At 71.1% G+C, this 25407-nt stretch carries 23 protein-coding genes and 1 tRNA gene; 14 read left to right on the top strand and 10 right to left on the bottom strand.

The window, feature by feature from the left end; all coding sequences use genetic code 11:
• Positions 1–165: 165 nt before the first annotated feature.
• The 3 genes from ACFWCK_RS01910 to ACFWCK_RS01900 form a co-directional block, all read right to left on the bottom strand.
• Positions 166–846: a DUF86 domain-containing protein gene (locus ACFWCK_RS01910; RefSeq protein WP_378804273.1), complete on the bottom strand. Its 681-nt coding sequence runs from the start codon at positions 844–846 to the stop codon at positions 166–168.
• Between the two features lie 20 nt (positions 847–866).
• Positions 867–1526 carry an amino acid deaminase gene (locus ACFWCK_RS01905; RefSeq protein ID WP_378804272.1) on the bottom strand — a complete coding sequence of 220 codons (660 nt, stop codon included), beginning with the start codon at positions 1524–1526 and terminating at the stop codon, positions 867–869.
• 100 nt (positions 1527–1626) lie between these two features.
• A complete protein-coding gene (locus tag ACFWCK_RS01900; RefSeq protein ID WP_378804271.1) occupies positions 1627–2190 on the bottom strand; it encodes a TetR/AcrR family transcriptional regulator in 564 nt (187 codons plus the stop codon).
• Positions 2191–2284: 94 nt separating this feature from the next.
• Between ACFWCK_RS01900 and ACFWCK_RS01895 the strand changes: the two genes are divergently transcribed.
• Entirely contained in the window at positions 2285–2983 is a 699-nt protein-coding gene (locus ACFWCK_RS01895) for an MBL fold metallo-hydrolase (protein WP_378804270.1), read from the top strand.
• Positions 2984–3081: 98 nt separating this feature from the next.
• Here the strand turns inward: ACFWCK_RS01895 and ACFWCK_RS01890 are convergent, their stop codons facing one another.
• The gene (locus ACFWCK_RS01890) at positions 3082–4575 is read right to left on the bottom strand and encodes a PucR family transcriptional regulator (protein ID WP_233310376.1); all 1494 of its coding nucleotides are present in this window, start codon (positions 4573–4575) and stop codon (positions 3082–3084) included.
• 113 nt (positions 4576–4688) lie between these two features.
• Here ACFWCK_RS01890 and gabT point away from each other — a divergent pair, with 113 nt between their 5' ends.
• From gabT to ACFWCK_RS01865, 5 genes are all read left to right on the top strand, one after another.
• A complete protein-coding gene (gene gabT, locus ACFWCK_RS01885) occupies positions 4689–6062 on the top strand; it encodes a 4-aminobutyrate--2-oxoglutarate transaminase (RefSeq protein ID WP_378804269.1) in 1374 nt (457 codons plus the stop codon).
• Positions 6063–6186: 124 nt separating this feature from the next.
• Positions 6187–7605: an NAD(P)/FAD-dependent oxidoreductase gene (locus ACFWCK_RS01880; protein WP_233310378.1), complete on the top strand. Its 1419-nt coding sequence runs from the start codon at positions 6187–6189 to the stop codon at positions 7603–7605.
• On the top strand, positions 7605–8495 hold the full coding sequence (locus tag ACFWCK_RS01875; protein ID WP_378804268.1) for a universal stress protein: 891 nt from the start codon (positions 7605–7607) through the stop codon (positions 8493–8495). The genes ACFWCK_RS01880 and ACFWCK_RS01875 overlap by 1 nt, the downstream gene beginning before the upstream one ends.
• A gap of 56 nt (positions 8496–8551) precedes the next feature.
• Positions 8552–10015, top strand: a complete 1464-nt coding sequence (locus tag ACFWCK_RS01870; protein ID WP_378804267.1) for an NAD-dependent succinate-semialdehyde dehydrogenase — start codon at positions 8552–8554, stop codon at positions 10013–10015.
• An 88-nt stretch (positions 10016–10103) separates the two neighbouring features.
• Entirely contained in the window at positions 10104–11465 is a 1362-nt protein-coding gene (locus ACFWCK_RS01865; RefSeq protein WP_233310381.1) for an NAD-dependent succinate-semialdehyde dehydrogenase, read from the top strand.
• A 210-nt stretch (positions 11466–11675) separates the two neighbouring features.
• Here ACFWCK_RS01865 and ACFWCK_RS01860 read toward each other — a convergent pair whose 3' ends face one another.
• Both ACFWCK_RS01860 and ACFWCK_RS01855 read right to left on the bottom strand, forming a co-directional pair.
• Positions 11676–12278 carry a hypothetical protein gene (locus tag ACFWCK_RS01860; RefSeq protein ID WP_378804266.1) on the bottom strand — a complete coding sequence of 201 codons (603 nt, stop codon included), beginning with the start codon at positions 12276–12278 and terminating at the stop codon, positions 11676–11678.
• A gap of 105 nt (positions 12279–12383) precedes the next feature.
• Positions 12384–12986, bottom strand: a complete 603-nt coding sequence (locus ACFWCK_RS01855) for a TetR/AcrR family transcriptional regulator (protein ID WP_378804265.1) — start codon at positions 12984–12986, stop codon at positions 12384–12386.
• A gap of 52 nt (positions 12987–13038) precedes the next feature.
• Between ACFWCK_RS01855 and ACFWCK_RS01850 the strand changes: the two genes are divergently transcribed.
• Positions 13039–13662: an NAD(P)-dependent oxidoreductase gene (locus ACFWCK_RS01850; protein WP_378804264.1), complete on the top strand. Its 624-nt coding sequence runs from the start codon at positions 13039–13041 to the stop codon at positions 13660–13662.
• Positions 13663–13731: 69 nt separating this feature from the next.
• Positions 13732–15456 (top strand): ubiquinone-dependent pyruvate dehydrogenase, encoded by a 1725-nt coding sequence (gene poxB / locus ACFWCK_RS01845; protein ID WP_378804263.1) that lies wholly within the window; start codon positions 13732–13734, stop codon positions 15454–15456.
• Positions 15457–15508: 52 nt separating this feature from the next.
• Here the strand turns inward: poxB and ACFWCK_RS01840 are convergent, their stop codons facing one another.
• Both ACFWCK_RS01840 and ACFWCK_RS01835 read right to left on the bottom strand, forming a co-directional pair.
• Complete coding sequence (locus tag ACFWCK_RS01840) at positions 15509–18331, bottom strand: hypothetical protein (protein WP_378804262.1); 2823 nt, start codon at positions 18329–18331, stop codon at positions 15509–15511.
• 79 nt (positions 18332–18410) lie between these two features.
• Positions 18411–20273 (bottom strand): HSP90 family protein, encoded by a 1863-nt coding sequence (locus ACFWCK_RS01835; RefSeq protein ID WP_378804261.1) that lies wholly within the window; start codon positions 20271–20273, stop codon positions 18411–18413.
• Positions 20274–20530: 257 nt separating this feature from the next.
• On the opposite strand from ACFWCK_RS01835, the gene ACFWCK_RS01830 reads away from it, so the two are divergent.
• The 5 genes from ACFWCK_RS01830 to rplA all read left to right on the top strand — a co-directional run bounded on the left by ACFWCK_RS01830 (position 20531) and on the right by rplA (position 23448).
• Positions 20531–20603 (top strand) — tRNA-Trp (locus ACFWCK_RS01830).
• A 39-nt stretch (positions 20604–20642) separates the two neighbouring features.
• The gene (gene secE, locus ACFWCK_RS01825) at positions 20643–20918 is read left to right on the top strand and encodes a preprotein translocase subunit SecE (RefSeq protein ID WP_045250801.1); all 276 of its coding nucleotides are present in this window, start codon (positions 20643–20645) and stop codon (positions 20916–20918) included.
• Between the two features lie 55 nt (positions 20919–20973).
• Entirely contained in the window at positions 20974–22101 is a 1128-nt protein-coding gene (gene nusG / locus ACFWCK_RS01820; protein WP_233310397.1) for a transcription termination/antitermination protein NusG, read from the top strand.
• 214 nt (positions 22102–22315) lie between these two features.
• Positions 22316–22747 carry a 50S ribosomal protein L11 gene (gene rplK, locus ACFWCK_RS01815; RefSeq protein WP_045250755.1) on the top strand — a complete coding sequence of 144 codons (432 nt, stop codon included), beginning with the start codon at positions 22316–22318 and terminating at the stop codon, positions 22745–22747.
• A gap of 11 nt (positions 22748–22758) precedes the next feature.
• Positions 22759–23448: a 50S ribosomal protein L1 gene (rplA, locus tag ACFWCK_RS01810; RefSeq protein WP_233310398.1), complete on the top strand. Its 690-nt coding sequence runs from the start codon at positions 22759–22761 to the stop codon at positions 23446–23448.
• Positions 23449–23565: 117 nt separating this feature from the next.
• Here rplA and ACFWCK_RS01805 read toward each other — a convergent pair whose 3' ends face one another.
• Positions 23566–24039 carry a DUF1772 domain-containing protein gene (locus tag ACFWCK_RS01805; protein WP_378804260.1) on the bottom strand — a complete coding sequence of 158 codons (474 nt, stop codon included), beginning with the start codon at positions 24037–24039 and terminating at the stop codon, positions 23566–23568.
• 57 nt (positions 24040–24096) lie between these two features.
• Here ACFWCK_RS01805 and ACFWCK_RS01800 point away from each other — a divergent pair, with 57 nt between their 5' ends.
• Positions 24097–24660, top strand: a complete 564-nt coding sequence (locus ACFWCK_RS01800) for a TetR-like C-terminal domain-containing protein (RefSeq protein WP_378804259.1) — start codon at positions 24097–24099, stop codon at positions 24658–24660.
• 57 nt (positions 24661–24717) lie between these two features.
• Here the strand turns inward: ACFWCK_RS01800 and ACFWCK_RS01795 are convergent, their stop codons facing one another.
• Positions 24718–25398 carry a LysE/ArgO family amino acid transporter gene (locus ACFWCK_RS01795; RefSeq protein ID WP_378804258.1) on the bottom strand — a complete coding sequence of 227 codons (681 nt, stop codon included), beginning with the start codon at positions 25396–25398 and terminating at the stop codon, positions 24718–24720.
• Positions 25399–25407: the final 9 nt, after the last annotated feature.

Below are 25407 nucleotides of genomic sequence, written 5' to 3'. Positions count from 1 at the left end.
AGCCGAGGTGGCTCCCGTCGCTGAGATGTAACTCTCCTGAGTCCGAAGCGGCATGTTCTGCGACGGGACTGGCGGGCCGAGTGGTGCGCTCATCGAACTGGAGCCGATCGTGATGCGTTCAGGGGCCCAGTTAGAGAAGTCTTGACAGCAATCCGCCGAGTCGGGTCAGCGAGATGAACGATTATGGCGGATGAGGAGGAACTGATCCCAGAGTTTCTCGTAGCGGATGGTCCATCCGAGCGAGATCGGTGCCTGGTTGAAGTAGTGATAGTCGCTATCTTCATCCTGCCAAGAATCCGGAGCGTCATAGATCTTTTCCCATGGCGTCTTGGTCAGCGTTTCGAGATCGTCAGAGAGCACCGACAAGAGCCGGTCGGATTCGCGATCGCACGATCGTGTACCGAGGTGTTCGTCGATCCACGCGAGATATCGGTCTGTCTCAACCCAGTACCAGCTCTGCGTGACGGAGAGGGCCCGATTCCATGCGCGGAGATCGTGGGTGCCCTCTGTTGCCCCGATCCACGCTGCGACTGCGACCTTGTGCGCGAAGGGTTCCAACTCTTGGCGCACCGTCCTGAGGATCTTTTCCGGGCGGATTCGGAAGTACTCGTGCGCGATGACGTTGCGGAGGGAGATTGCTGAGGACCAAGGAATCATCGGAAAATCGCCCCCCTTCTCGCTCGCTATGTGCCGCGCTGCCTCGCCAATGGCCATTAGGTTGTAGAGGATGGCCTCATAGGCGGGAAGGTCGACTTTGTCCCGTGCCGATTGGATATCACTAGCCAAGGCAAGGCACCGATGCGTGGAGGTCATGACGTCCGCGACTCGCTCCTCGATCGATCTCATCGAACGATGCCCCCGGTGGGTCAGGCGGCGTTCCAGCGCAGACGCGACGCGGCATCGTCGAGGTCTCGGCGGAGCGGCTCGGCCTGCGCCACGGGGAGCAGGGCGACCAGGAGCGGGGAGGTGCCCGGCGCCGGCGCCACCGCGTAGGCGAGCCCGCGGGATCCGTCGTGCTCGTGGCTCAGCACGGCGCGGGTGGCCCTACCCTCGGCGAGCGAGTACCAGGAGAATTCCCCGCCCGAGGCGATCAGCACGGACGCGGCCTCCGTGGCTCGGGCGAGCAGAGTGCCGGATCCCTCCCACGGGGTGAAGTGCCCATGGTCGAGACCCAGCCCGGTCGCCAGACCGTCGCCGAGCCAGTGCTCCCGGTTCCGGCCTTCGGCGCTCACGGGGGCGAGCAACGACCCGTAGGTCTGCAGCAGTCCGGCGTTGCCGATCGGCCAGGTCGCCGACAGTCCCGCCCGGTCGTGCAGTGCGTCGAACAGCGACTGCGCAAGGAGTTCCTCGCCCGTCCGTGCGTCGATCGCGGTCGCCAGGCCCCAACGGCCGAAGAGCCCGGCGGTGCGGTCCGCGTCGACCGCCGCGGTGAGCCAGTCGAGCGCCGTGAGCGCCTCGGCGGCGGTCCCGCCGACGGACTCCGAGGCGGCGGCCGCAGTCTGTTCCAGCTCCTCGACGCGTCCCATGCCGCCACCCTACGCCGGTGCGTGCGGGTGGGGCAGAGGTCACTGGGTGGAGGCCGGGCCGAGGTCGCGGACGGAGCCGGGCCCCGTCGCGGGGCAGCCTTCAGCGGCGCGCGGTGAGGGCGTGCACGAGCGTGGTCAGGCCGAACTCGAAGGCCTCGTCCACGTCGCCGCCGAGCTGGAACGCCCCGGCCTGTTCCATGGTGCAGAAGCCGTGCGCCCACGCCGTCAGCGTGCGCGCCGCGGGGAGCGGGTCGCCCGGCGTCGCGGCGCGCACCGCGTCGAGCAGCGTCCCGGTGAGTGCGATCATGCCGTCGGACTGCGGCTCGGCGCTGAGCGCGGCGCCCGCGAACAGCAGGGAGGCGGCGCGGGGGGAGCGGATGCTGAACGCGCGGAAGGCGCGGGCGATCGCGGCGAGCGACGCCGCGGGATCGGTCGTGGATCCGGTCAGGGCCGCGACGTCCTCGTCGAGCTCGCGGGCGGCGTCGTCGGCGATCAGCCGCAGCAGATCGTGCCGGTGCGCGACGTGCTTGTACAGGCTGGGCGGGCGCACCCCGACGGCGGCGGCGACCGCGCTGATCGTCACGGCGTCGACGCCCTCGTCCTCGGCGACGGCCCGCGCGGCGGCGGTGAGTGCCGCACGGGTGACGCGCTGCGGTGCGGGCATCGGGTCCTCCTCTGCGCCGACCCGCACGGGCGGGGGCGCCTCTCGATCATAAGGCTATTGACAGTAGCCATGATAGCTATATAGCGTAGCCATCATGAACGCAGAGCTCATCCGGATCGGCGACGACATCGTCGCCATGCATGCCGTCGTCACAGACGAGGGCATCACGCTGATCGACGCGGGCCTGCCGGGCGACCGGCGGATCCTGCAGCAGGCGCTCGCCGCGGCGGGCCGCCGCCCCGAGGACATCCGCGGCGTCGTGCTCACCCACGGCGACAGCGACCACATCGGCATCGCGGAATGGCTCCGCACGGAGTACGACGTGCCCACCTACGTGCACGAGGCCGACGCGGGTCGCGCGCAGGGGGAGAAGGCGCCCGGCGCTTCCGGCGGTGCCATGAAGCTGGGACCGGCCCTGCAGTTCTTCGCCGCCGCGCTGCGCCGCGGCGGCCTGCGCACGAAGCACCTCGGCGCCGTGCGCACGATGCGGGACGGCGACGTGCTGGACCTGCCGGGGGCGCCCGAGATCATCGGCCTGCCGGGGCACTCGCCCGGATCCGTCGCCATTCGCATTCCCGCGGTCGACGCGATCTTCGTCGGCGACGCCCTCACCACCCGGCATGTGCTGAACGGATCCACCGACGTGCAGCTCGGCCCGTTCAGTGACGCGCCCGAGCAGACGCCGGAGAGCCTCGAACGCCTCAGCGCCCTGCCCGAGCGCACGATCGTGGTCGGGCACGGGCCGATGTTCCATGGGACCGCGGCCGAGATGATCGCGGCACGCACGCGCTGAGCGGCGCGCCGCGGACGCCTGCCGCCGTCGCGATGCGCAGGCCGCCGCCGCGTCTGTTCCGGCCGCGCGGATCCGGCCGTGCGCGGATCCGGCTCGCGTCAGTCGCCGGCCGTGCGCAGGGCGGCCCAGAGTTCGGCGCGGGCAGGGAAGGATCCGAGGTCCGCGCCGAGGATCGACGCCGCCTGGGAGATCCGGGTGCGCAGCGTGTGGCGGTGCACCCCCAGGGCGGCCGCGGCGGGCTCCAGCCGGGTGTCGTGCTCGAGCCACACCCGCAGCGATCGCTCCAGCTCCGCCCCCTCCTGCGCGTCGTGCTGGCGGAGCGGAGCCAGCAGGGACTCCGCGATCAGCCGCGCCTCGTCCGTCGCGAACGCGGCGAGCACGCTCGACTCCGCACTGTCCGCATAGTGGGTCACGCCCTCGGATCCCCGGCGCAGCGCGGTGAGCGCCTGTGCGTGCGCGCGGGAGAATCCGCTGTACTCCTCGGGCGCCGAGACGCCGATGCGCACCTCCGTGCGGGCGGCGACCTCGTCCAGCACCCCCGCATCGGCGATGCTCAGGCACATCACGAGCCCGTCGTCGGACTCGGCGAGGAACGCGGACGGGGCGGCGTCGCCACGCTGCCGTTCCCACCACTCGATGACCGTGCCCTGACGCTGCCCCGCGGCGACGGCGACCACGACGGGCGCCGGCGGCAGGGCGCCGAGCACGCGTCGGGCCAGGGTCGGATCGTCCGCGAGGAGGGAGGAGAGCAGCTGCCGGTGCAGCCGTCGGCGACTGCGCGCGAGCTGCTCGCTCTGTTCGAGCGACAGCCCGGCCATCGCGATGACCGAGGTCACCACGGTGCGCGTCTCGGGATCCAGGGTGTCGCTCGCGATCGCGACGACCCCGCGCAGGTGTCCCGCGCGCCCGACGGTGAGCAGGGTGTGCGAGGTCTCGCCGTCCTGCACCACGCGGTTCGCGGATCCGCCGCGGGCGAGGAGGTCGGCCGCGGCGTCGGCGACGACCGGGGAGGCGCCCCCCGCGGGATGCTCATGCACGAGCTGCCCCGCCGCGTCGTACATGCCCACTCGGCACCCGAGCCGTCGCGACAGCTCGGTGAGCGTCGACTCCAGCCCGTGCGGACGGAGGGCCGCGACCGACAGTGCGCGCTGGGTCTCCAACGCCCAGGTGCGCCGGGCGTAGGCCTGTGCGGCGATCGCCTCGGAGTGCGCCCTCGCGACGGCGATGAACGGCGTGCCGTAGGGCACCTCGATCAGCGGCAGCCCCGTCTCGGCGCAGGCGGCGGACAGGTCGGCCGGTATGCCGCTGCGGTGCACCTCGGTGCCGAACCCCAGCGCCACCACGCCGCGATCGACGAGTCGCTGCACGTAGGCGTGCGTGCCGGCGGGGTCGTCGTCGGCGAACTGGGTGCCCGTGGTGAGCAGGGCGAGGTCTTCGGCGAGGAAGGGCGTGGGGTCGGTCAAATCGGAGTTGTGCACCCAGCGGAGGGGACGGTCGAGGGATCCGGCGGGCAGTGCTGTCTCGGATCCGACCAGGCGCAGATGCAGGTCGCGGCGGCCGAGCAGGGTGCGCAGCGTGGGCTGCTGGTCCATGGGCGATGCTCCTTCGGGAGTCGATCGAAGTGTGGCCGAATCGGCGAAATCGTGATCCAGATTGTACGCCACGGCGAATGCTCTCGAGCGGTCGCCTCCGTAGTCTCGACGCCATGACCACCATCGACGCGCAGGCTGACACCCTTCCCCTCGGCGGACCCTCCCTTCCCCAGGAGCGCCGCCTCGTCACGGAGCTCCCCGGCCCGCGCTCGGCCGAGATCCTCGCCCGCAAGGCTTCGGCCGTGCCCGCCGGCGTGGGCCACACCGTGCCCGTCGCCGCGGTCGCCGCAGGCGGCGGTGTCGTCGTCGACGCCGACGGCAACTCGCTCATCGACCTGGGCTCCGGCATCGCCGTGACCACGGTCGGCAGCGCGCACCCGAAGGTCGCCGCAGCCATCGCCGCGCAGGCCGCGCAGTTCACCCACACCTGCTTCATGATCTCCCCGTACGAGTCCTACGTGGAGGTGGCCGAGGCCCTCAACCGGCTCACCCCGGGCGCCTTCGCCAAGAAGACCGCGCTGTTCAACTCGGGCGCCGAGGCTGTCGAGAACGCGATCAAGATCGCCCGCAAGCACACCGGTCGTCAGGCCGTCGTCGCCTTCGACCACGGCTACCACGGCCGCACCAACCTGACCATGGCGCTCACGGCCAAGGCCATGCCCTACAAGAGCGGCTTCGGCCCGTTCGCCCCTGAGGTCTACCGCGCACAGGCGTCCTACCCGTTCCGCGACGGCCTGTCCGGCGCCGAGGCGGCGGCACGCACGATCCTGCAGCTCGAGAAGCAGATCGGTGCCGACAACCTCGCCGCGGTCATCATCGAGCCGATCCAGGGCGAGGGCGGCTTCATCGTCCCCGCCGACGGCTACCTGCCCGCGATCGTCGAGTGGTGCCGCGCGAACGGCGTCGTCTTCATCGCCGACGAGGTGCAGACCGGCTTCGGCCGCACCGGCGCGATGTTCGCCAGCGAGATCTTCGGCATCGAGCCCGACCTCATCACCACGGCCAAGGGCATCGCCGGCGGCATGCCGCTGGCCGCCGTCACCGGCCGCGCCGAGATCATGGACGCCTCGCACTCCGGCGGCCTCGGCGGCACCTACGGCGGCAACCCGGTGGCCTGCGCCGCCGCGCTCGCCGCGATCGACGCCTACGAGACCGAGGGCCTGCTGGAGCGCGCCGCCGAGATCGGCACGCTGCTGAAGGACCGCCTCGCCGCCATCCAGGCCGCCGACCCGCGCCTGGGTGACATCCGCGGACACGGCGCGATGATCGCCGCCGAGTTCGTCGACCCCGCCACCGGCGCCCCGGACGCCGCGCTCACCGGCGCGGTCGCCAAGGCCGCGATCGCTCAGGGCGTCATCGTCCTCACCTGCGGCACGTTCGGCAACGTGATCCGCTTCCTCCCGCCGCTGACGATCGGCGACGACCTCCTGAACGAGGGTCTCGACGTCATCGCCGCCGCACTCGCAGCCTACCCCGCAGGGGCCTGATAGACGTCCGGGCGCGATCGGGATCGGGGGATGCTGGATCGCGCCCGGCAACTTTTCTGTACGACAACCGCAGGGGAACCTGCATAGCGCACCAGACGGTGCGGAACCGATGAAGGAGTCGAAATTGGCCGATATCACCCGTGACGTGCTCATCGTGGGAGCGGGCGCCGCTGGCACCACCGCCGCGAACGAACTGCGCAAGGCGGGTTTGTCGGTCGTGGTGCTGGAGGCCCGCGACCGGGTCGGCGGCCGGCTCTGGACGGACGTCATCGAGGGCGCCATGCTCGAGATCGGCGGCCAGTGGGTCTCGCCCGACCAGGACGCGCTGATCGAGACCATCGACGAGCTGGGACTTGAGACCTTCAGCCGCTACCGCGAGGGCGACAGCGTCTACGTCGGTCCCGACGGCACGCTGCACCGTTTCACGGGCGAGATGTTCCCGGTCGCCCCGGAGACCGAGAAGGTCATCGCCGAGATCACCGAGCGCCTCGACGCCATGGTCGCCGAGATCGACCCGGACCGCCCCTACGCGCACCCGAAGGCTGCCGAGTGGGACTCGATCACCTGGGACGCGTGGCTGCGCGAGCAGAGCGATGACGACGAGGCCGTGCGCAACCTCGCGTTCGCGACCGGATCCGCGATGCTCACCAAGCCGACGCACGCGTTCTCGCTGCTGCAGTCGCTGCTGATGGCGGCGTCCGCCGGCTCGTACTCGAACCTCGTCGACGCCGACTTCATCCTCGACAAGCGCGTGGTGGGCGGACTGCAGCAGGTGCCTCAGCTGCTCGCCGAGCGCCTCGGCGACGACGTGCTGCTGAATCAGCCCGTGCGCACCCTCGAGTGGGGCGAGAACGGCGTCACCGCGACCACCGACTCCCTCACGGTGCGGGCCCGCTACGCGATCCTCGCGCACGCCCCGGTGCTCTACGACCGGATCTCCTTCGTGCCGTCGCTCCCGCGTCGCCAGCACCAGATGCACCAGCACCTGTCGATGGGCTTCGTGATCAAGGTGCACGCCGTGTACGACCGCCCGTTCTGGCGCGAGCAGGGCCTGTCCGCCACGGCGTTCAGCCCGTACCAGCTCGTGCACGAGGCGTACGACAACACCAACCACGGCGACGAGCGCGGCACGCTGGTCGGCTTCGTCAGCGACCAGAACGCCGACGACGTGTTCGAGCTGAGTGCCGAGGAGCGCAAGGAGCGGATCCTGGACTCCCTCGCGCACTACTACGGCCCCGAGGCGAAGAACACGGTCGTGTACTACGAGAGCGACTGGGGCACTGAGGAGTGGACCCGCGGCGCGTACGCGGCGAGCTTCGACATGGGCGGCCTGCACCGCTACGGCAAGGACCTGCGCACGCCGGTCGGCCCCATCCACTTCGCCTGCTCCGACCTCGCCGGCGCCGGATACCAGCACGTCGACGGCGCGATCCGCATGGGGCGCCTCGCCGCGTCCCAGATCCTCGACGCGGACCGCGGCGACGCGGACGCGGCCGGCATCGACGCGGCCGAGCTGGCCGTGGCCGAGGCGGCCGAGGTCTGATGACCACCTCCATCGTCGTCGGCTACACGGCGACGGAGACCGGTTCCGACGCGCTGGCGCTGGGCGTGCGACTCGCCCGCGCCACGCGTCGGCACCTGCATGTGCTCGTCGTCCTGCCCGGTCACGGCGACCCGGCCGGCGCAGAGCCGGAGCGCGACAGCCCGGCTCACGGGCAGGCGAGCCAGTGGCTCGCCGACGCGGAGGAGATGATCCCCGCGGAGGTCGCGCACACCGCGCACGTGCGCGTGCACGATTCCTTCGCAGAGGCGCTCGTGCTCGCAGGCGAACAGCTCGAGGCGGCTCTGATCGTCGTCGGCGCGGCGAACGGCGCCACCATCGGTCTGCACCGGATGGGCAGCGTCGCGCAGGCACTGCTGCACTCCTCGCCGATCCCGGTGGCGCTGGCTCCCGCCGGCTTCGCCCACAGCGTCGACGTGCAGGCGCCGATCTCGCGGATCACCGCCGCCATCGGCAACCGCCCGGGCGCGGACGCGCTGCTGGACGCCGCCGTCGCTCTTTCCGGTGAGACCGGAGCGACGCTGCGACTCATCTCGCTGGTCGCCTTCGACGTCCCGCGCGGGTTCGACCCGCAGACCATCCGCCTGGTGAGCACGGCGCACGGCGACGATGTGCTCGCCCGTGCGGAGATGGAGCTGCCGACGGGCGTGCGCGCCGAGCTCGAGCGTGCACCGGGCGACACGGTCGAGGAGGCCGTGGCGCGGCTGGCCTGGCTGCCGGGGGAGCTGATCCTGGTCGGATCCAGTCGGCTCGCGCAGCCGAGGAGGCTGTTCCTCGGCTCCACCGCGGCGAAGATGCTCGACGTCATCCCCGTGCCGATGATCGTCGTACCGCGCACACGCCTGGACGACAGCGCAGACTCTGGGTCCTGACCGGACCCCCACCACACGATTGCATGAGAATCGAAGCATCTGAGAAGGAGGATCGCATGACCGATCTGGAGAAGACCCTGCTGGAAAGCGTGCCCACCGGGCTCTACATCGCAGGCGAGTGGGTCGCCGCCGAGGGCGATAAGACCTTCGACGTGCACGACCCCGCCACCAACGACGTCGTGCGCACGATCGCCGACGCCTCGCCCGCCGACGGCATGCGGGCGCTGGACGCCGCCGTCGCCGCCCAGGACTCCTGGGCCGCGACCCCGCCGCGCACGCGCAGCGACATCCTGCGCCGCGCGTTCGACCTCGTGCAGGCGCACAAGGAGGACCTGGCGCTGCTCATGACCGTCGAGATGGGCAAGCCGCTGGCCGAGGCCCGTGGCGAGGTCGTCTATGGCGGCGAGTTCCTGCGCTGGTTCAGCGAGGAGGCGGTGCGCATCTCCGGCCGATACGGCCTGAACCCCGAGGGCACCGGCCGCATGGTCGTCTCCCAGCGCCCCGTGGGTCCGTCGTTCTTCGTCACGCCGTGGAACTTCCCGTTCGCGATGGCCACCCGCAAGATCGCGCCCGCGCTCGCCGCCGGCTGCACCGTGGTCATCAAGCCGCCGGCACTGACCCCGCTCACCACGATGTACTTCGTGAAGCTGCTCGAGGAGGCCGGCCTGCCCGCCGGCGTCGTGAACGTTGTGCAGACCTCGCGCTCGTCCGCGCTGTCGGCGCCGATCATCGCCGACCCGCGTCTGCGCAAGCTGTCGTTCACCGGATCCACCGAGGTCGGCCGCAAGCTCATCGCCCAGGCGGCGGAGGGCGTGCTGCGCGTGTCGATGGAGCTCGGCGGCAACGCCCCGTTCGTCGTCTTCGAGGACGCGGATCTGGACAAGGCCGTCGAGGGCGCCCTCGCGGCGAAGTTCCGCAACATCGGTCAGGCGTGCACCGCCGCGAACCGGTTCATCGTGCACCAGGACGTCGCGGACGAGTTCGCCCGCCGCATCACCGAGCGCGTGAACGCGATGAAGATCGGCCGCGGCACCGAGGACGGCGTCTCGATCGGCCCCCTGATCGACCACGACGCGGTCGCCAAGGCCATCGAGCTCGTCGGCGACGCCGTCGAGCGCGGCGCGACGCTGCTCTCGGGCGGCAAGGCGCTGGAGGGCGTCGGATCCTTCTACGAGCCCACCGTCCTCGCGAACGTGCAGGCCGGCAGCGAGATCCTCCGCGAGGAGATCTTCGGCCCGGTGCTCGCGATCGCGACCTTCGCCGACGAGGCCGAGGCCGTGCGCCTCGCGAACGACACCGAGTACGGCCTGGTCTCCTACGTGTTCACGCAGGACCTGGCTCGCGGGCACCGGATGATCGACGCGCTCGAGACGGGCATGATGGGTCTGAACGTGGGCGTCGTCTCCAACGCGGCCGCCCCCTTCGGTGGCGTCAAGCAGTCCGGCGTCGGCCGCGAGGGCGGCTTTGAGGGCATCCACGAGTACCTCTCCACCAAGTACACGCTGATCCCCGTCGACTGAACACCGGCAGAGGCGGGCTCGGGGCCGCCGCAGCGGATCCCGAGCCCGCCGAAATCTTCCACAATGATGTGACACCGAAAGGATCGACATGACCGATTACGCCGTCGTCAACCCGGCAACGGGAGAGACCGTCGCCACCTACGAGACCTTCACCGACGCGCAGATCGAGGACGCGGTCGCGCGTGCGCACAGCGCCGCGGCGGTCTGGGGGCGCACCTCCGTCGCCGACCGCGCGGCCGTGATCCGCCGCATCGCCGAGGGCCACCGCGCCCACCGCGACGAGCTCGCCGCCATCATCACGCGCGAGATGGGCAAGCCCCTCGCCGCCGCCGTCGGCGAGGTCGACTTCGCCGCCGACATCATCGAGTTCTACGCGGACAACGCCGAGAAGATCAACGCCGACCAGCCCCTGGACATCCTGGGCGACGGCACGGCGGTCATCCGCAAGGCCCCGCTCGGCGTGCTCTTCGGCATCATGCCGTGGAACTTCCCGGCCTATCAGGTCGCGCGGTTCGCCGGTCCGAACCTCGCGGTCGGCAACACGATCGTGTTGAAGCACTCCGAGCAGTGCCCGGAGTCGTCGGCCCTGCTCGAGAAGATCTACGAGGAGGCCGGGCTCCCCGACGGCGGCTACGTCAACGTCTACGCGTCGATCGAGCAGGCGGCCACCATCGTCGCCGACCCGCGCGTGCAGGGCGTGTCCGTGACCGGATCCGAGCGCGCCGGTGCGGCCGTCGCGGAGAACGCCGGCCGCAACCTGAAAAAGGTCGCGCTCGAGCTCGGCGGATCCGACCCGTTCATCCTGCTGTCGACCGACGACCTCGACGCGACCGTGCAGGCCGCCGTCGACGCGCGTCTGGACAACAACGGCCAGGCCTGCAACGGTGCCAAGCGCTTCATCGTCGTCGACGGCCTCTACGACGCGTTCGTGGAGAAGGCCGTCGCCGCGCTGTCGGCGGTCACGCCGGGCGACCCGACGCAGGAGGACACCGTGCTCGGCCCGCTCGTGTCGGAGGCGGCGGCGATCAACCTGCAGAACCAGGTCGACACCGCCGTCGCGCAGGGCGCGACGCTGCTCACCGGCGGCACCCGCGAGGGCGCGTTCTACACGCCGACCCTGCTCGCCGACGTCACGCCCGAGATGGACGTGTACCGCCAGGAGCTGTTCGGCCCCGCCGCGGTCGTCTACCGCGTCGCGGACGAGGACGCGGCGGTCGCCCTGGCGAACGACACCTCGTTCGGTCTCGGCTCCTACGTGTTCACCACCGACGACGCCCAGGCCGAGCGCGTCGCGAACGGCATCGACGCCGGCATGGTCTACGTCAACGTCGTGCTGGCGGACAGCCCGGAGCTGCCGTTCGGCGGCGTGAAGCGCAGCGGCACCTCGCGCGAGCTGGGGCTGCTCGCGGCCGACGAGTTCGTGAACAAGAAGCTCGTCCGCGTGGCCTGAGCCCGGCAACTCGGATAGCGTCCCGCCGCACTCAGCGGGAGAGAAGGGGCGGGCGTCGCACATCCTGCGGCGCCCGCCCCTTCGTCATGCCCGGCCCGCTATGCATCCCGCTGACCGCGAGACCGAACCTGTGTCTCGAGACCGACGAAACGATCGTCGGTCTCGAGACGGAGTCTCGGTCTCGCTATCGATGCCGCGGCGATGTGATCGTCAGGATCGGCCCCGCCTGTGGGCGGCGAACACGGTCAGCGCCTCGGCGTAGCGTTCCGGATCCGACCGGGTCTCGGCTGTCACGAGCAGCGCGGAGGGCCCGGCGATGCGCGTGAACTCGCCGCGGCAGGGGATCTCGATCACCCGGACGAGCCCGGCCCTCCACGCCGGAATCAGGGCATCCAGAGCGCGTCGCTCCGGGTGTTCATGCAACGGTGCGCGGTGTCCGGCGATATGCTCCCGCACGCGGCGCGAGGTCCAGTCCGAGAAGGAGGCGTCGAAAGCCTCTGCGCCGAACCGGTCGCGCCACGTCGGGCCCCTCAGCTGCTCGAGCAGCACGCGCCGCTCGTCCGAGCCCGGCGCGGTCGGTTCGATCCTTGCGATCAGCGGCACGGGGTCCAGTTCCGCGAGGTGGGCAACGGCGTCGTGCCACAGCTCAGACCACGCGTTCGACAATGCGGTGGCGTCCGCCGGGGAACGGCGTGCCGTGGGCGGATCCGTCAGCGGTGGCGGCACATCACCGGGCGGCCGCAACCCGTGGACGTCGCGCACCCACAGCAGCTCGAGCAGCGCATGCGGTTCGTCCTCGACACGGATCGACATGTCGTGCGGCCAGGGGTTTCCAGGGAGGCGGACCGTGGAGCGCATGCCCTCAGAGTGCTCGCAGCCCCCGACCGCGTCAAGGACGGCGGCGGGTTCGGTGCAGGTTCAGCTCGGTGCGGGGGCCAGCCCCGGAAGCATCATGCCCACGATCCCGGCGGCCACGTGCTCCGCGTCGGGCACGGCGTCGAGGCCTTCGAACGCCGCGAGGAAGCCCTGATGGAACGCGGCGCCGACCAGCAGTCGCGCGGCCGACTCCGTATCGGCGTCCGCGTGGATCCGGCCGGCGTCCTGCTCCGCGGCCAGGCGGGCGCGGACGCCGTCGATCACGGTCGCGGGACCGCCGCCGTGCGAAGCGACCCCATCGCGGTGCTCGGTCAGCAGCGTCGGCGAGCCGAAGATCGAGGCTGCGATCGGGAACGTGCGGGTGAAGAAGGCCATGAGGTCCGCGACGAGCGTGGCGAGCCCCGCGGCAAGGCTCTCGCCTCCGGAGTCCGCTTCGAGGCGTGCGCGCGGCGTGCGCTCCCGCAGCACGCTGAGGAACAGCTGCTGCTTGTCGGCGAAGTGCTTGTACAGCATCGCCTCGGACAGGCCCGCCTGCCCGGCGATGAGCTTCGTCGTGGTGTTCGCGAGCCCGCGTTCGCGCATCACGAGGAGCGCGGCGTCGAGGATCCGCTCGCGGGATGAGGCCTGAGGCGTGGCGGGGGACATGATCCGAGTATAGTGAGTGAGTAATCACTCACCCCGGGTCAAGGAGCAGCTCATGCGTGTCGCCATCGTCGGAGCGTCGGGTCGATCGGGCAGGGCTGCGGTCGCGCACGCCCTCGCCGCAGGGTTCGAGGTCGTCTCGGTCGTGCGCAGACCCGAATCCGCGCCGGAGGGGACGGTCGTCGCGACCGCGGATGCCCGAGACGTCGCCGGGCTCACCGCCGCCCTGCGCGGCGCCGATGCGGTGATCTCCACGATCGGGCACGTGCGCGCGGACGGCGATGTCGTGCTGTTGCAGGAGGGCATGACGGCGCTCCTCGCCGCGATGGACGCCGCGGACGTGTCGCGCGTGGTCGCGGTCTCCGCATCCGGGGCGCACGTGGCGCACGACGATCCACTGTCCCGTTTCGTGGCGAAGCCCATCCTCGAACGCGTGCTGGCAGCGAACAACGCCGACACCCGGGCCATGGACGCGGCGCTCGCGGCCAGCGGCACGGACTGGACGAGCCTGCGTCCCTCCCGGCTCATCCCCGGCACGGGCGCTGCCGGCTACCGGGTGGGCGTCGACCGCACCGTGCGCTGGCATTACAGCACGCGGTTCGACACGGTCGGACGTGCCGCGGTCGAGGCGCTGTCCCGTCCGGAATGGATCCGGCACGCCGTCTACATCACGGAGTAGCGAGCGGCCCCGGTGGCGGCAGGCGGGCGTAGCCTCGAGATGTCCTGTTCGCTTTCACGAGAGGCCGTCATGACCACCGTCGCCGAGAACATCGTCAGCACCCTCCGCGCGAACGGGGTGAAGCGCGTGTACGGGATCCCGGGGGACTCCTTGAACGGCTTCACCGACGCGCTGCGCAAGGACGGCGGGATCCGCTGGGTGCACGTGCGCCACGAGGAGACCGCCGCCTTCGCCGCGGCCGCGGAGGCCGCGCTCACGGGAGAGCTGGCGGTCGCGGCCGGATCGTGCGGGCCGGGCAACCTGCACCTGATCAACGGCCTCTACGACGCGAACCGTTCGCGGGTTCCGGTGCTCGCGATCGCCGCGCACATCCCGACGAGCGAGATCGGCACCCAGTACTTCCAGGAGACGCACCCGCAGGAGCTGTTCCGCGAGTGCAGCGTCTACGTCGAGTATGTGTCGGATCCGGTCCAGATGCCGCGCCTCCTGCAGATCGCGATGCGTCAGGCGATCGAGAAGCGCGGGGTGGCGGTGCTCGTCATCCCGGGCGACATCGCGCTCGCGCAGGCCGAGGACGACCGCGTCACGGTGATCGAGCGCAGCCGGCCCGTCGTGGTGCCGAGCGGCGAGGAGCTGGAGCGCGCGGCGACCCTGCTGAACGCCGCGTCGAAGGTGACCATCCTCGCCGGCGCCGGTGCGGAGGGGGCGCACGACGAGATCGTGGCGCTCGCGGACCGGCTCGCCGCGCCCGTCGTGCACGCCCTCCGAGGCAAGGAGTTCGTGGAGTACGACAACCCCTTCGACGTGGGGATGACCGGTCTTCTCGGGTTCGCGTCCGGATACCGGGCCATGGACGGCGCCGACGCCCTGCTGATCCTCGGATCCGACTTCCCGTACCCGCAGTTCTACCCGGCGAATGCGACGACGATCCAGGTCGACATCCGCGGCGAGAATCTCGGGCGGCGCCACCCTCTGGATCTGGGCCTCGTAGGCGACGTCGGCGCGACCGCCGCAGCGCTGCTGCCCCGCCTCAAGGCGGATCGCCGGCGCGCGCACCTCGATGACGCCACCGCCCATTACCGCAGGACCAGGGCCAAGCTCGATGAACTGGCGGTGCCCTCGCGCGGCACGGCGCCGATCCACCCGCAGTACCTGGCCCGCCTGCTCGACGAGGCCGCCGCGGACGACGCGGTGTTCACTGCCGACGTGGGGTCGCCCACGGTCTGGGCCGCGCGCTATCTGCACATGAACGGCAGGCGACGGCTCATCGGCTCCTTCAACCACGGTTCCATGGCGAACGCCCTGCTGCACGGCATCGGCGCGCAGGCGACCGAGCCCGACCGCCAGGTCGTCGCGCTCGCGGGTGACGGCGGGCTCACGATGATGCTCGGCGAGCTCATCTCGCTCACGCAGAACCGGCTGCCGGTGAAGACGATCGTGGTGAACAACTCCTCGCTCAATTTCGTCGAGCTGGAGATGAAGGCCGCCGGCTTCGTGAACTACGGCACCGACCTGAGCAACCCCGACTTCGCCGCCGTCGCGGAGGCGATGGGCATCTTCGGACGTCGCGTGGAGCGCAGCGAGGACCTTCCGGGGGCGCTGGCCGAGGTGCTCGCGCACGACGGCCCGGCGCTGCTCGATGTCGTGACCGAACGGCAGGAGCTGTCCATGCCCCCGGCCGTGAACGCCGAGCAGGTCAAGGGGTTCGCGCTGTACGCGATCCGCACCGTGCTCTCCGGGCGCGGCGACGAGCTGCTCGACCTGGCCAAGGCCAACTGGCGCCAGCTGTTCTGAGCGGATCCGGATCCGCTCCGCGGCTGCCGCCGGGACCGGATCCGGGTCCTTCTCACTCCTCGGCGAGCCGGCGCACCTCGGCGGCCTCGCCATCGCGTCCGAGGCCCTGCAGCACGTCGCCGAGTTCGAGCGCGGCGATCTGGCGCAGTGGGGGGATCTCCGCGGCCTGGTCGAGCACGGCGCGATAGGCCGCGACGGCGTCCGCTGCGCGTCCTCCGCCGGTGAGCGCCCGGGCGGCGAGCAGCGCGGATCCGCCCGCGGACTGCGCGTCGCCGACGGCGGCGAACGCATCCGAGGCTGTGAGCGCCGCGGCCACGCCCTCGTCCACGCGCTCCGCGGACAGCAGGGCCCGCGCCCGGGAGTCCGTGACGTCGGCGATGACCCAGTCCGCGTCGTTCGCCCGCGCGACGGCCTCGACCTCGTCGAACAGCGCGAAGGCGCGAGGATCCTGCTGCGCACCGTACGACTGGCCGAGGTTGTGCAGCACCTCGACCACGGCGGCAGGGGCATCGTCGGCCGTGCGGACGATCGCCGCGGCCTCCTCGAGAGTCTCGACGGCCTGCTCCCGCTCGTCGTACTGAGCGAGGATCTGCGCGCGGTTCATCAGGGCGAGCGCCTGGTCGGCGGGGTTCTCGGCTTCGCCGAACAGCTCCGCCGCATAGCCGAAGGCGCCGTACGCCTGCCCGCCCTCGCCGGCCGCGCGGAGGGCGCGCGCCAGCATGAGGGCGGTCATCGCCCGGCTGCCGGCAGGCACCTCGTCGGCCTCCTCGAGCTGCAGCACCTCGCCGAAGAGCTCCGCGGCCTCCTCCACGGCTCCGGAGTTCAGCATGCTGCGCGCCACCCGGTACTTCGCCCCGGCGACATCGCCGCCGCGCTGCTCCAGCAGACGGGCGCCGACGCGGTAGCGCGCAAGCGCCTGCTCCGGCTCCTCCGCGTCCTCCCACAGCGCGCCGGCGAGCATCTGCGCCCCGGCGAGGGGCGTCAGGCTGCCGAGCTCCGCCAGGATCCGGCCGGCCTCGTCGGCGTCGGCCGCGCCCTCGGCGAACGCGCCGCGTCCGCCCTGCACCCTCGCCCGCGTCTCGAGCATCCGCGCGCGCACGCCGCGGGTGATCGCCGCATCGGCCAGCAGGGCGTCGATCCGGGCGAGCGCCTCGTCGCCGCGGTCGGCACGCAGCAGTGCCATGGCCGCCGCGATCTCCGCGCCGTGCCCGAGGCGTGCGTCGCCCGCCTCGGCGAACAGCGCGGCCGCCTGCTCTGCGAGCGCGAGGGCCGCCGCCGGGTCGTCGCCGAGGTCGAACGCCAGCGTCAGCGCGATGTCTCCGCGAGTGGCCGGCGGCAGCGCATGCGGTCCGGCGGGATCCGCGGAGGCCGCGAACAGGTCGGCGAGGGCGGCGTTGTCCGCATCGGTCGCCGTGCCGAACAAGGCCAGGCCGAACCGCTCCTCGACGCCGGCCTGCGCGTCGAGCCCCGCGGCGCGCAGGGATCGGAGCCGGTCCGGCAGCAGCGCCGTCGCCTCGTCGATGCGGTCGAGGTTCACCAGTGCCGCGAGCCGCTGACCGGTGAGCACCGCGCGACGCTCGGGATCCACCCGGTCGATCACGTGCGCCAGTGCGTCCAGCGTGTCCGCGGCCGCACCGTAGCCGGCGAGGTCGAGCACGCGACGGTACCAGCCCTCGTCGTCGGTCGGGACGGCGTCGACCGGGGGCGCGGCGAAAACGTCGCTGCGGATCGGCACGTCGTAGCGCTCCGCCGCGGTCCGTCGGGCGAGGCGCAGCCGCTGGGCGTGGTTGTCGGTGCCGTCGCGCTCGTCGAACCGCATGCCGATCCGCTCGGCTGCGGCCCAGGCTGCGGTCGCGAGCCCCGCGGCGGACCAGGCCCCGCCGTCCGTGCCACCGGGTGCACCGAAGAAGGGCTCCAGGTCGGGGGAGTCCGCCCCGCGGATCGGGGTGGCGCCGTGACCCGCCGCCGTGACCGCGTCGAGCGCCGTGCCGAGCGCGGTGAGCATGCGGAAGTGACCCTGGGCGTTGAGAGCATCGTGGGCGAGCCAGGGGAGGTGCCGTTCGATGAGGGTGAGTGCGCGGGCCTCGTTGCCGCTCACGCCGCAGAAGCGGATGCTGTTCGCGATCGCGGTGAGCAGATCCGGGTTGTCCTTCGCGAGCCGGTAGCTGCGCAGATGCGCCGCACGGGCCTGCTCCCCGCGGCCGAGGCGCAGGTACGGCAGCAGCGACACCGACAGGGCGTGCTCGGGCTCCTCGCCGCACGAGAAGCCGCCCTCGAGCATCTCCTCGACGAGGCGGATCGCATCCTCGTCGCGGTCCGTGTCGGCGAAGAAGCCGGCGACCTGGCTCCGGCCGCAGGCGTCGCAGTGACTGTGCGAGTCGCGCGGCGTGGCCTCCAGCTGCACGCGCAGCCGCTCTGCCTCGTCCATCCGTCCCGCGGCGTGCGCGTCCTCGAACCGCGCCATCAGCACGCCGCTCATACCGAGGCCCGCCGCGCGATAGTGCGCCTCCATGTCGTCCAGGACCGCGGCGACCTGCTCCGGCGCGAACGCGGGAGAGCTGCGCAGCGACGACGCCATCCACTTGAACTGCCACATCAGATCGGCCGCGCCGTTGTCGATGTCGGCGGGGAACCGGGCCGGATCCGCGTCGTGGTGCGCGAGGCACCAGGCGAACGAGCTCAGCATCAGGTCGGTGAGTCCGCCCATGTTCGCCGAGGCCGTCTGCCGCATGCGGGCGTGGTACTCCAGCTGCTCGTCGCCGATCTCCTGCGCGAGTGCGACGGCTTCGGCGACGAGAGCGCGTTCCTGCGGTCCCCAGGGGGTGCGGTCGATCTCCTCGAAAAGACGGTCCAGCTGCTTCTTCAGTTCTGCCATGTCGTCCTCCGGATGTGCGGCCCGCGGTCTGCGCGGGAGAACTGGGCCCCGCCGTCACGCGGGGGAGTGCGGCCCGTCGTCAGGACGGGAAGTGGGGATCCGGTTCGTCGGCCGGCGGGGGCGGCTCCAGACCGGTCAATCCGGCCGAGAGCGCGACGAGGTCCGAGAGGGCGCCGGTCATCAGCGTGCGATCGGCGTCGCCGAGCGGACGGTGCCCGGCGAGGAGCGCCTGGATGTACAGCAGCTGCACGGTGCGCCCGAACACAGCATCATCGGCGACCGTGCTCAGGGCGCGCACCACGCGGTTGCCCCAGTTCAGGCACAGCCGGGCCGCGAGGTCGTCGTCCCGCTCCTCGCCCACGGCACCGTCGATGCGGTCCAGCACGCCGCCCCAGAGGGCGCCCGAGATGCCCTTGGTCCTGGTGCGGTCGATCCGCCGCAGCACGGCGGGGTCGGCGACGTACAGGGACGGCAGCTCCGGCTGGTCGATCGTGCGCACCACGACCGCACAGCCGACGTCGGCCAGCACGGAGGCCGCACGGTCCTCGAGCGCGACCGCCGTGGCCCTGTCGTCGAGCGGAGGCGAGTCCAGCCGGTCCAGCTCGCCGACGACGTCGACGCGCTCGACGGTCACCGCGGGATACAGCTCGGGCAGGCGACGGATCAGATCCGCGTCGTACAGATAGCCGCCGTTCACCAGGATCTGCTCGGCGCGGTTGATGCCGGCGACCTGGCGGAACTCGTCCACGGTCTCGGCATAGCGGATGCGCTCGTCGCGTGCGACGAGGTCGCCGACGCTCATCGTGCCGTGCGTGGTCTCCACGGTGAGCCACCGCGTGATGAACCGGGCGAGCTCGTCATCGTGCCGGATGAGCGACTTGAGCCCCACCTCGTGCACCGCGACGAACTGCGCGAGCCGGTGCGGTTCACGCAGCCCGAGCTCGAGGACCCAGCGCCGCAGCGCCGCGCCGAGCTGCTGTCGAACAAGTGCGAGCGCCTCGTCGTCGACCAGCGATTCGCGGCTGGCGGTCGGGTTCAGGCCGGTGGAGTCGATCACGGCGCGCACGAAGAACGCCCACTCCGGGAGCACGTCGTCCGCGCGCTCTGACAGCAGCATCCGGCCCAGGTACATCCGCGTCGCCTGCCGTGCGCCGGGCGGGGGAGCGAAGGGCAGCACGTAGGCGACTCCGCGCGTGCCCGTGGCGGGCTCGGTGAGCTCGATGACGTCGAGCGGGGCGGATCCGATGAGCTCGCGGCCGTAACCGACCGTCGCGGCCGGGTCCTGCCCCGGGTCCAGGAACGGCGGCTCATGCGTGATCCGCACGTCGCCGCCGGGCAGCTCCAGCAGCACGGTCGTGGGCAGGAACTCGGCGAAGGTCGTGGCGAGCTCCCGCACCGCCGCCGCGCGCAGCAGATCGCCGGCGTCGAAGCGCGGCACGAGGTGAACACTCGTGCCGATGGGCAGATCGTCGTCGAGCTCGCGCACACGGAAGGTGCCGTCGGCGGATCCGATCCACTCGACGGCACGGCCGCCGCGGGCGCTGCGGGAGCGGATCACGATCTCGTCCGCCACCATGAAGCAGCTGAGCAGCCCGATGCCGAACTGGCCCAGGTAGTCGCTGCGGGGCAGGTCGAAGATGTCGCGCTTGGAACTGCGTCCGACCGTCGCGAGCAGTTCGGCGACCTCGTCCGCCGTCAGGCCCACGCCGTCGTCGCTCAGCACGAACTCGCCGCCCTCGGCGGGGAGCGGGCGGATGCGGATGGTGCCGCCGAGCCCGTCGACCTCACGCCGAGCGGCGAGGGCGTCGCGGGCGTTCTGCAGCAGCTCGCGCAGGTAGACGCGGGGCCCGGAGTAGATGTGGCGGCTGAGCAGGTCGACGACGCCGCGCAGGTCCACCTGGAACTGCTGCGCCTCCGCGGGCGCTGGATCCTCCGCCGCCATCGACTCTCCCTCCGCGACCGCAGGATCCCCGAGGTCTCCTCGGCCGCACGCCGAGCCTAACAACCGCGGCTCGGGCCCGCTGCGCGGCAGCGGCGCGGTGGATCCCGGGCGCGCGTGCCGCGCCCGGGATGCGGCCCCGGTTCGGAGGGCCGGTGCGGATGCCGTACACTGGACGAGCAGTTGTTGTCTGCATTCTTTCGCCATGCCCGGGTCTCCCGGAACGTGGAGAAGGTGCGGACAGAGATCTCCGGATCTCTAGGGCGGTAGCTCAATTGGCAGAGCAGCGGTCTCCAAAACCGCAGGTTGCAGGTTCGATTCCTGTCCGCCCTGCGCGTCGGCGCGCAGCCGGCACACGAAAGGTACTCCAGGATGGTTCAGGACGCATCGGGCGCTGTGGTTCCCACAGCGAACGGCGGCGCGAGCCGCGACAAGAAGCTCGGCTTCTTCGGTCGCATCGCGCTGTTCTTCCGTCAGGTGATCGCCGAGCTTCGCAAGGTGGTCACGCCCACGCGCAAGGAGCTCGTCAAGTACACCCTGGTCGTGCTGGGCTTCGTGATCGTGATGATGGCCCTCGTGTACGGGCTCGACATGGCCTTCTCGTGGCTGACGACGCAAGTCTTCGGGGTTCCCGGGAAAACCGCGTGATCCCGCGGCCCGGTGGCAACTGACCCCGGGCCGAACCTGAAGGAGAGAAGAGCAAGTGTCCGAACGATACTCTGGCGACGACGTCGACTGGGCGACCGCCGCCGAGCAGTCCAGCGAAGACGACGAGGCTCAGGAGGGCGATGTCCTCGCCTCCGAGGAGCGCGCCGTCGAGGCCGCCGAGCGGGTCGCCCTGCACATCGAGGGCGACGACGACGCGGACGCGGACGACGAAGACATCGAATTCGAAGAAGACCCGGAGGCAGACGCGATCGTGAACGACGCTCTCAACCTGGACCAGGCGGCTGAGTCCGAAGCCGCCGCTGAGGTCCTCAACGACTCCGTGGCCGAGGAGGCCGCCGACCGCAAGGCCGCCGCCGCCGACGAGGTCACGCCCTATGACGGCCCCGACGTGAACGGCGAGGAGGACGCTCCAGTCCTCGATCCCGAGGAGGTCGCCGAGATCGATGCGGCCGCCGGTGTCGTCGACGCGGTCGAGTCCGACCTCGACGCTGCGGACGCCGCGAGCGCGCCGAGCGACCTCGACGATGCCGACGCCGAGGAGGACCCGTACGAGGCCTTCCGCATGGACCTGCGCATGCTGCCCGGCAAGTGGTACGTCATCCACTCCTACGCCGGCTTCGAGCGCAAGGTGAAGGCCAACATCGAGCAGCGCAAGTCGACGCTCGAGGTCGAGGACGACATCTACCAGATCGAGGTCCCGATGGAGGACGTCGTCGAGATCAAGAACGGTCAGCGCAAGATGGTCACGCGCGTCCGGATCCCCGGCTACGTGCTCGTGCGCATGGAGCTGAACGAGGACACCTGGTCCGTCGTGCGGCACACGCCCGGCGTCACCGGGTTCGTCGGCAACGCGCACAACCCGACCCCGCTTCGCTTCGAAGAGGCCTTCAACATGCTGAAGTCGCTCGTCGAGGTCAAGGACATCCCCACCGCCAAGGCCGTCGCGGCCAAGGGCGGCACCGCCGTGGCCCGTCCGCTCGCGGCCGAGGTCGACTTCGAGATCGGCGAGACCATCACGATCAAGGAGGGCTCGTTCGCGGGTCTTCCCGGTTCGATCTCCGAGATCAAGCCGGAGAGCGGCAAGCTCACCGTGCTCGTGTCGCTCTTCGAGCGCGAGACCCCGGTCGAGCTGTCGTTCGACCAGGTCACCAAGATGATCTGACGCTTCCCCGGAAGCGCACCGAGAACGGCCGTCCTTCGGGGCGGCCGTTCTCGCGCGTCCGGAACGATCACCGATGTGCGTCGGAGTCGTGGATCGGGTAGACTCCTATGGTTTGTGCGCCCGTTCGTCGTGCGCACGAACGCCACCGCGTTCCGGAGATGCCGGATCCGCGGGAGAGGGATGCCCCGGGCATCCGCTCGAGAAAGGAATCACTATGGCACCGAAGAAGAAGGTGACCGGCCTGATCAAGCTTCAGATCAACGCCGGTGCAGCCAACCCGGCGCCGCCGATCGGCCCCGCGCTCGGTCAGCATGGCGTCAACATCATGGAGTTCTGCAAGGCGTACAACGCCGCGACCGAGTCGCAGCGCGGCAACGTCATCCCCGTGGAGATCACCGTCTACGAGGACCGCAGCTTCACGTTCATCCTGAAGACCCCGCCGGCCGCCGAGCTGATCAAGAAGGCTGCGGGTGTGCAGAAGGGCTCCGCCACTCCGCACACCGTCAAGGTCGCGAAGATCACCGCCGAGCAGGTCCGTCAGATCGCCGAGCAGAAGCAGGCCGACCTGAACGCGAACGACATCGACGCCGCGTCCAAGATCATCGCCGGAACCGCCCGTTCCATGGGCATCACGGTCGAGGGCTGAGGGAGATAACAATGGCTACCAAGTCCAAGGCTTACAACGCTGCTGCCGCGAAGATCGAGGCAGACCGCTTCTACACCCCGACCGAGGCCGTGGTCCTCGCGAAGGAGACCGGCTCTGCGAAGTTCGACTCCACCGTCGAGGTCGCGCTGAAGCTCTCCGTCGACCCGCGCAAGGCCGACCAGATGGTGCGCGGCACCGTCATCCTCCCGCATGGCACCGGCAAGACCGCCCGCGTCATCGTGTTCGCGACGGGTCCGGCCGCTGAGGCCGCGATCGCCGCGGGTGCGGACGAGGTCGGCGGCGCCGAGCTCATCGAGAAGGTCGCCGGCGGCTGGACCGCGTTCGACGCGGCCGTCTCCACCCCGGAGCTCATGGGCCAGGTCGGCCGTCTCGGCAAGGTGCTGGGTCCGCGTGGCCTGATGCCGAACCCGAAGACCGGCACCGTGACCCCGAACCCGGCCAAGGCCGTCGAGGAGATCAAGGGCGGAAAGATCGAGTTCCGCGTCGACAAGCACGCCAACGTGCACTTCGTCGTCGGCAAGGCCTCGTTCTCGGCCGAGCAGCTCGACGAGAACATGAAGGCTGCGCTCGAGGAGATCGTGCGCCTCAAGCCGTCCAGCTCGAAGGGCCGCTACATCCAGAAGGGTGCGGTGTCGACCACGTTCGGCCCCGGTATCCCGCTGGACGTCAACGCCATCTGAGCCTGACGCTCACCGGAAGACCCTCGCCCCTAGGGCGGGGGTCTTCCGCGTTTCCGCGCCGCCGAGCTCGACGGATGCGGAAGCGGAAGTGGGATCCTCATCGATCGTGGTCACCGCTCAGTGCATCACCAGTGCGACGCACAGCAGCACCAGTGCGAGTCCCTGCAGCGTCGCGCGCAGCGGGAGGATCGATTCCCACCGGTCCTGCAGCGACCGTGCCTCGCGGGGCACCTGGCCCGACAGCGCCGCGGCGGTGAAAGCCGTGTTGATCGGCTTGGAGATGCGGCCGAACAGGATCAGCCAGATCAGCAGGGCGGCGAGTGCGGCCGCGGCGAGAGCCGCGGCGATCGCGCTTCCCCAGAAGGCCGAGAGCGCGGCCGTGGCCGCGGTGAGCACGACGCCTGCGATGCCGACGATCGGCAGGCGGCGATCGCCGTAGTAGTGGCCGCGGCCGACCACCTGCACGAGCGTGCGCTCGTCGACCTCGGCATAGACGGAACGCAGCACCACGGCGGTGACCACGTCGGTGCCGAAGATGACTGCGATGGCGGTGATCGCGCCGATGGCGGTGGCGATGATGGCGATGGACATGGCTTCTCCTCTTCCAGGTTAGCGTCGCTAACAGTTAGCGATGCTAACATCGTCCTCATGAACCCGTCAACGCCTTCACGCCCCGACTCCGGCGACCGGTCCCGCGCGATCGTCGCGGCGGCGCGTCGCGTGGCCGAGGCGGAAGGGTGGCCGGCGGTCACCGTGCGCCGACTGGCCGCGGAGATCGGCTTCAGCCAGCCGATCCTGTACCGCTCCTTCCCCGGCGGGCGCGACGAGATCGTCGAGCAGGTGATGATCGAGGGGTTCAGGGCGATGGCGGGGGAGCTCTCGGATCCGGCCGCCGGGGATCCGCTCGCGCACCTCGTCCGCGCCTACCTCGGGTTCGCTCGCGCCCACCCTGCGCTGTACGAGGCGATGTTCGAAGCGCGCACGCGCATCGTGTTCGCCTCGGAGCGGACGCCCGAGCCGTTGCGCGCCGCATTCGGCCCGTTTCTGCAGGTCGTGTCCACGGCCGCGCTCGATGAGCAGGCCGCGGTCGTGCGGGCGGAGCTGCTGTGGAGCATGCTCCACGGGGTCGCGCGACTGGCGGCCTCGGATCGGCTGGACCCCGGGCTGGAGGCGGAGCGTCTCGAGGCGATCGTCGCGCTGTTCTCGTCGTGAGGGTGCGGCTGCGCACGGCGACCCAGCGCGACGGGGCGGTCCTGGAGTCCGGGGGCGTCAGCCGAGGAACACGGGCAGCACCAGGGCGACGCCCATCACGACCAGCACGGCGGCGATGGCGGTGTCCAGGATCCGCCAGGCGCGTGGCGTGCGCAGCCAGCGGCCGAGGTGGCGCGCGCCGAATCCCAGGGCGAAGAACCATGCGACGCTGGCGATGATCGCTCCGGCGGCGAACAGCCACCGCCCTTCACCGTGCGTCGCCGCGACGCCGCCGATGAGCAGCACCGTGTCGAGGTAGACGTTCGGGTTCAGCCAGGTGAACGCGAGCGTCGCCAGGATCACGGGGGCGAGCGGCGCGGTGCGGGTCAGCGTCGCGGTGCTGCCCGATCCGTCGCCCGAGGACGCGGGGGACGCGAGGCCGTCCGCCGCGGCGGGGTCGGCGAGCAGCGCCTCGCCGCCGGCCTTCCACGCTCGCCGGGCCGCCAGCACGCCGTACACGACGAGCGAGATCGCGCCGGCCCAGCGCGCCACGATGACGAGCCAGGGCAGCGTCTTCACCAGATAGCCGAGCCCCGCTGTGCCCGCCAGCACGAGCGCCGCATCGGAGGCGGCGCAGATGAGCACCACGGGGAGCACGTGCTCGCGGCGCAACCCCTGACGCAGCACATAGACGTTCTGCGCGCCCACCGCGATGATGAGCGAGAACATGAGACCGAGTCCGGACAGCAGGATGAGCACGGATCGAGG

The sequence above is a fragment of the Microbacterium sp. NPDC060117 genome (assembly GCF_042729315.1).
In the GTDB taxonomy this organism is placed as follows: Bacteria; Actinomycetota; Actinomycetes; order Actinomycetales; family Microbacteriaceae; genus Microbacterium.
This window is presented reverse-complemented; position numbering and strand designations above follow the sequence as displayed.

What these genes read in the sequence shown, in the direction of transcription:
- secE (WP_045250801.1), top strand. Translation starts at nt 20,643, where the DNA reads ATGGTTCAGGACGCATCGGGCGCTGTGGTTCCCACAGCGAACGGCGGC.
- rplA (WP_233310398.1), top strand. Translation starts at nt 22,759, where the DNA reads ATGGCTACCAAGTCCAAGGCTTACAACGCTGCTGCCGCGAAGATCGAG.
- ACFWCK_RS01850 (WP_378804264.1), top strand. Translation starts at nt 13,039, where the DNA reads ATGCGTGTCGCCATCGTCGGAGCGTCGGGTCGATCGGGCAGGGCTGCG.
- poxB (WP_378804263.1), top strand. Translation starts at nt 13,732, where the DNA reads ATGACCACCGTCGCCGAGAACATCGTCAGCACCCTCCGCGCGAACGGG.
- ACFWCK_RS01910 (WP_378804273.1), bottom strand. Translation starts at nt 846, where the DNA reads ATGAGATCGATCGAGGAGCGAGTCGCGGACGTCATGACCTCCACGCAT.
- ACFWCK_RS01840 (WP_378804262.1), bottom strand. Translation starts at nt 18,331, where the DNA reads ATGGCAGAACTGAAGAAGCAGCTGGACCGTCTTTTCGAGGAGATCGAC.
- ACFWCK_RS01855 (WP_378804265.1), bottom strand. Translation starts at nt 12,986, where the DNA reads ATGTCCCCCGCCACGCCTCAGGCCTCATCCCGCGAGCGGATCCTCGAC.
- gabT (WP_378804269.1), top strand. Translation starts at nt 4,689, where the DNA reads ATGACCACCATCGACGCGCAGGCTGACACCCTTCCCCTCGGCGGACCC.
- ACFWCK_RS01895 (WP_378804270.1), top strand. Translation starts at nt 2,285, where the DNA reads ATGAACGCAGAGCTCATCCGGATCGGCGACGACATCGTCGCCATGCAT.
- ACFWCK_RS01905 (WP_378804272.1), bottom strand. Translation starts at nt 1,526, where the DNA reads ATGGGACGCGTCGAGGAGCTGGAACAGACTGCGGCCGCCGCCTCGGAG.
- ACFWCK_RS01890 (WP_233310376.1), bottom strand. Translation starts at nt 4,575, where the DNA reads ATGGACCAGCAGCCCACGCTGCGCACCCTGCTCGGCCGCCGCGACCTG.
- ACFWCK_RS01865 (WP_233310381.1), top strand. Translation starts at nt 10,104, where the DNA reads ATGACCGATTACGCCGTCGTCAACCCGGCAACGGGAGAGACCGTCGCC.
- ACFWCK_RS01805 (WP_378804260.1), bottom strand. Translation starts at nt 24,039, where the DNA reads ATGTCCATCGCCATCATCGCCACCGCCATCGGCGCGATCACCGCCATC.
- ACFWCK_RS01800 (WP_378804259.1), top strand. Translation starts at nt 24,097, where the DNA reads ATGAACCCGTCAACGCCTTCACGCCCCGACTCCGGCGACCGGTCCCGC.
- rplK (WP_045250755.1), top strand. Translation starts at nt 22,316, where the DNA reads ATGGCACCGAAGAAGAAGGTGACCGGCCTGATCAAGCTTCAGATCAAC.
- ACFWCK_RS01870 (WP_378804267.1), top strand. Translation starts at nt 8,552, where the DNA reads ATGACCGATCTGGAGAAGACCCTGCTGGAAAGCGTGCCCACCGGGCTC.
- ACFWCK_RS01875 (WP_378804268.1), top strand. Translation starts at nt 7,605, where the DNA reads ATGACCACCTCCATCGTCGTCGGCTACACGGCGACGGAGACCGGTTCC.
- ACFWCK_RS01835 (WP_378804261.1), bottom strand. Translation starts at nt 20,273, where the DNA reads ATGGCGGCGGAGGATCCAGCGCCCGCGGAGGCGCAGCAGTTCCAGGTG.
- ACFWCK_RS01860 (WP_378804266.1), bottom strand. Translation starts at nt 12,278, where the DNA reads ATGTCGATCCGTGTCGAGGACGAACCGCATGCGCTGCTCGAGCTGCTG.
- ACFWCK_RS01900 (WP_378804271.1), bottom strand. Translation starts at nt 2,190, where the DNA reads ATGCCCGCACCGCAGCGCGTCACCCGTGCGGCACTCACCGCCGCCGCG.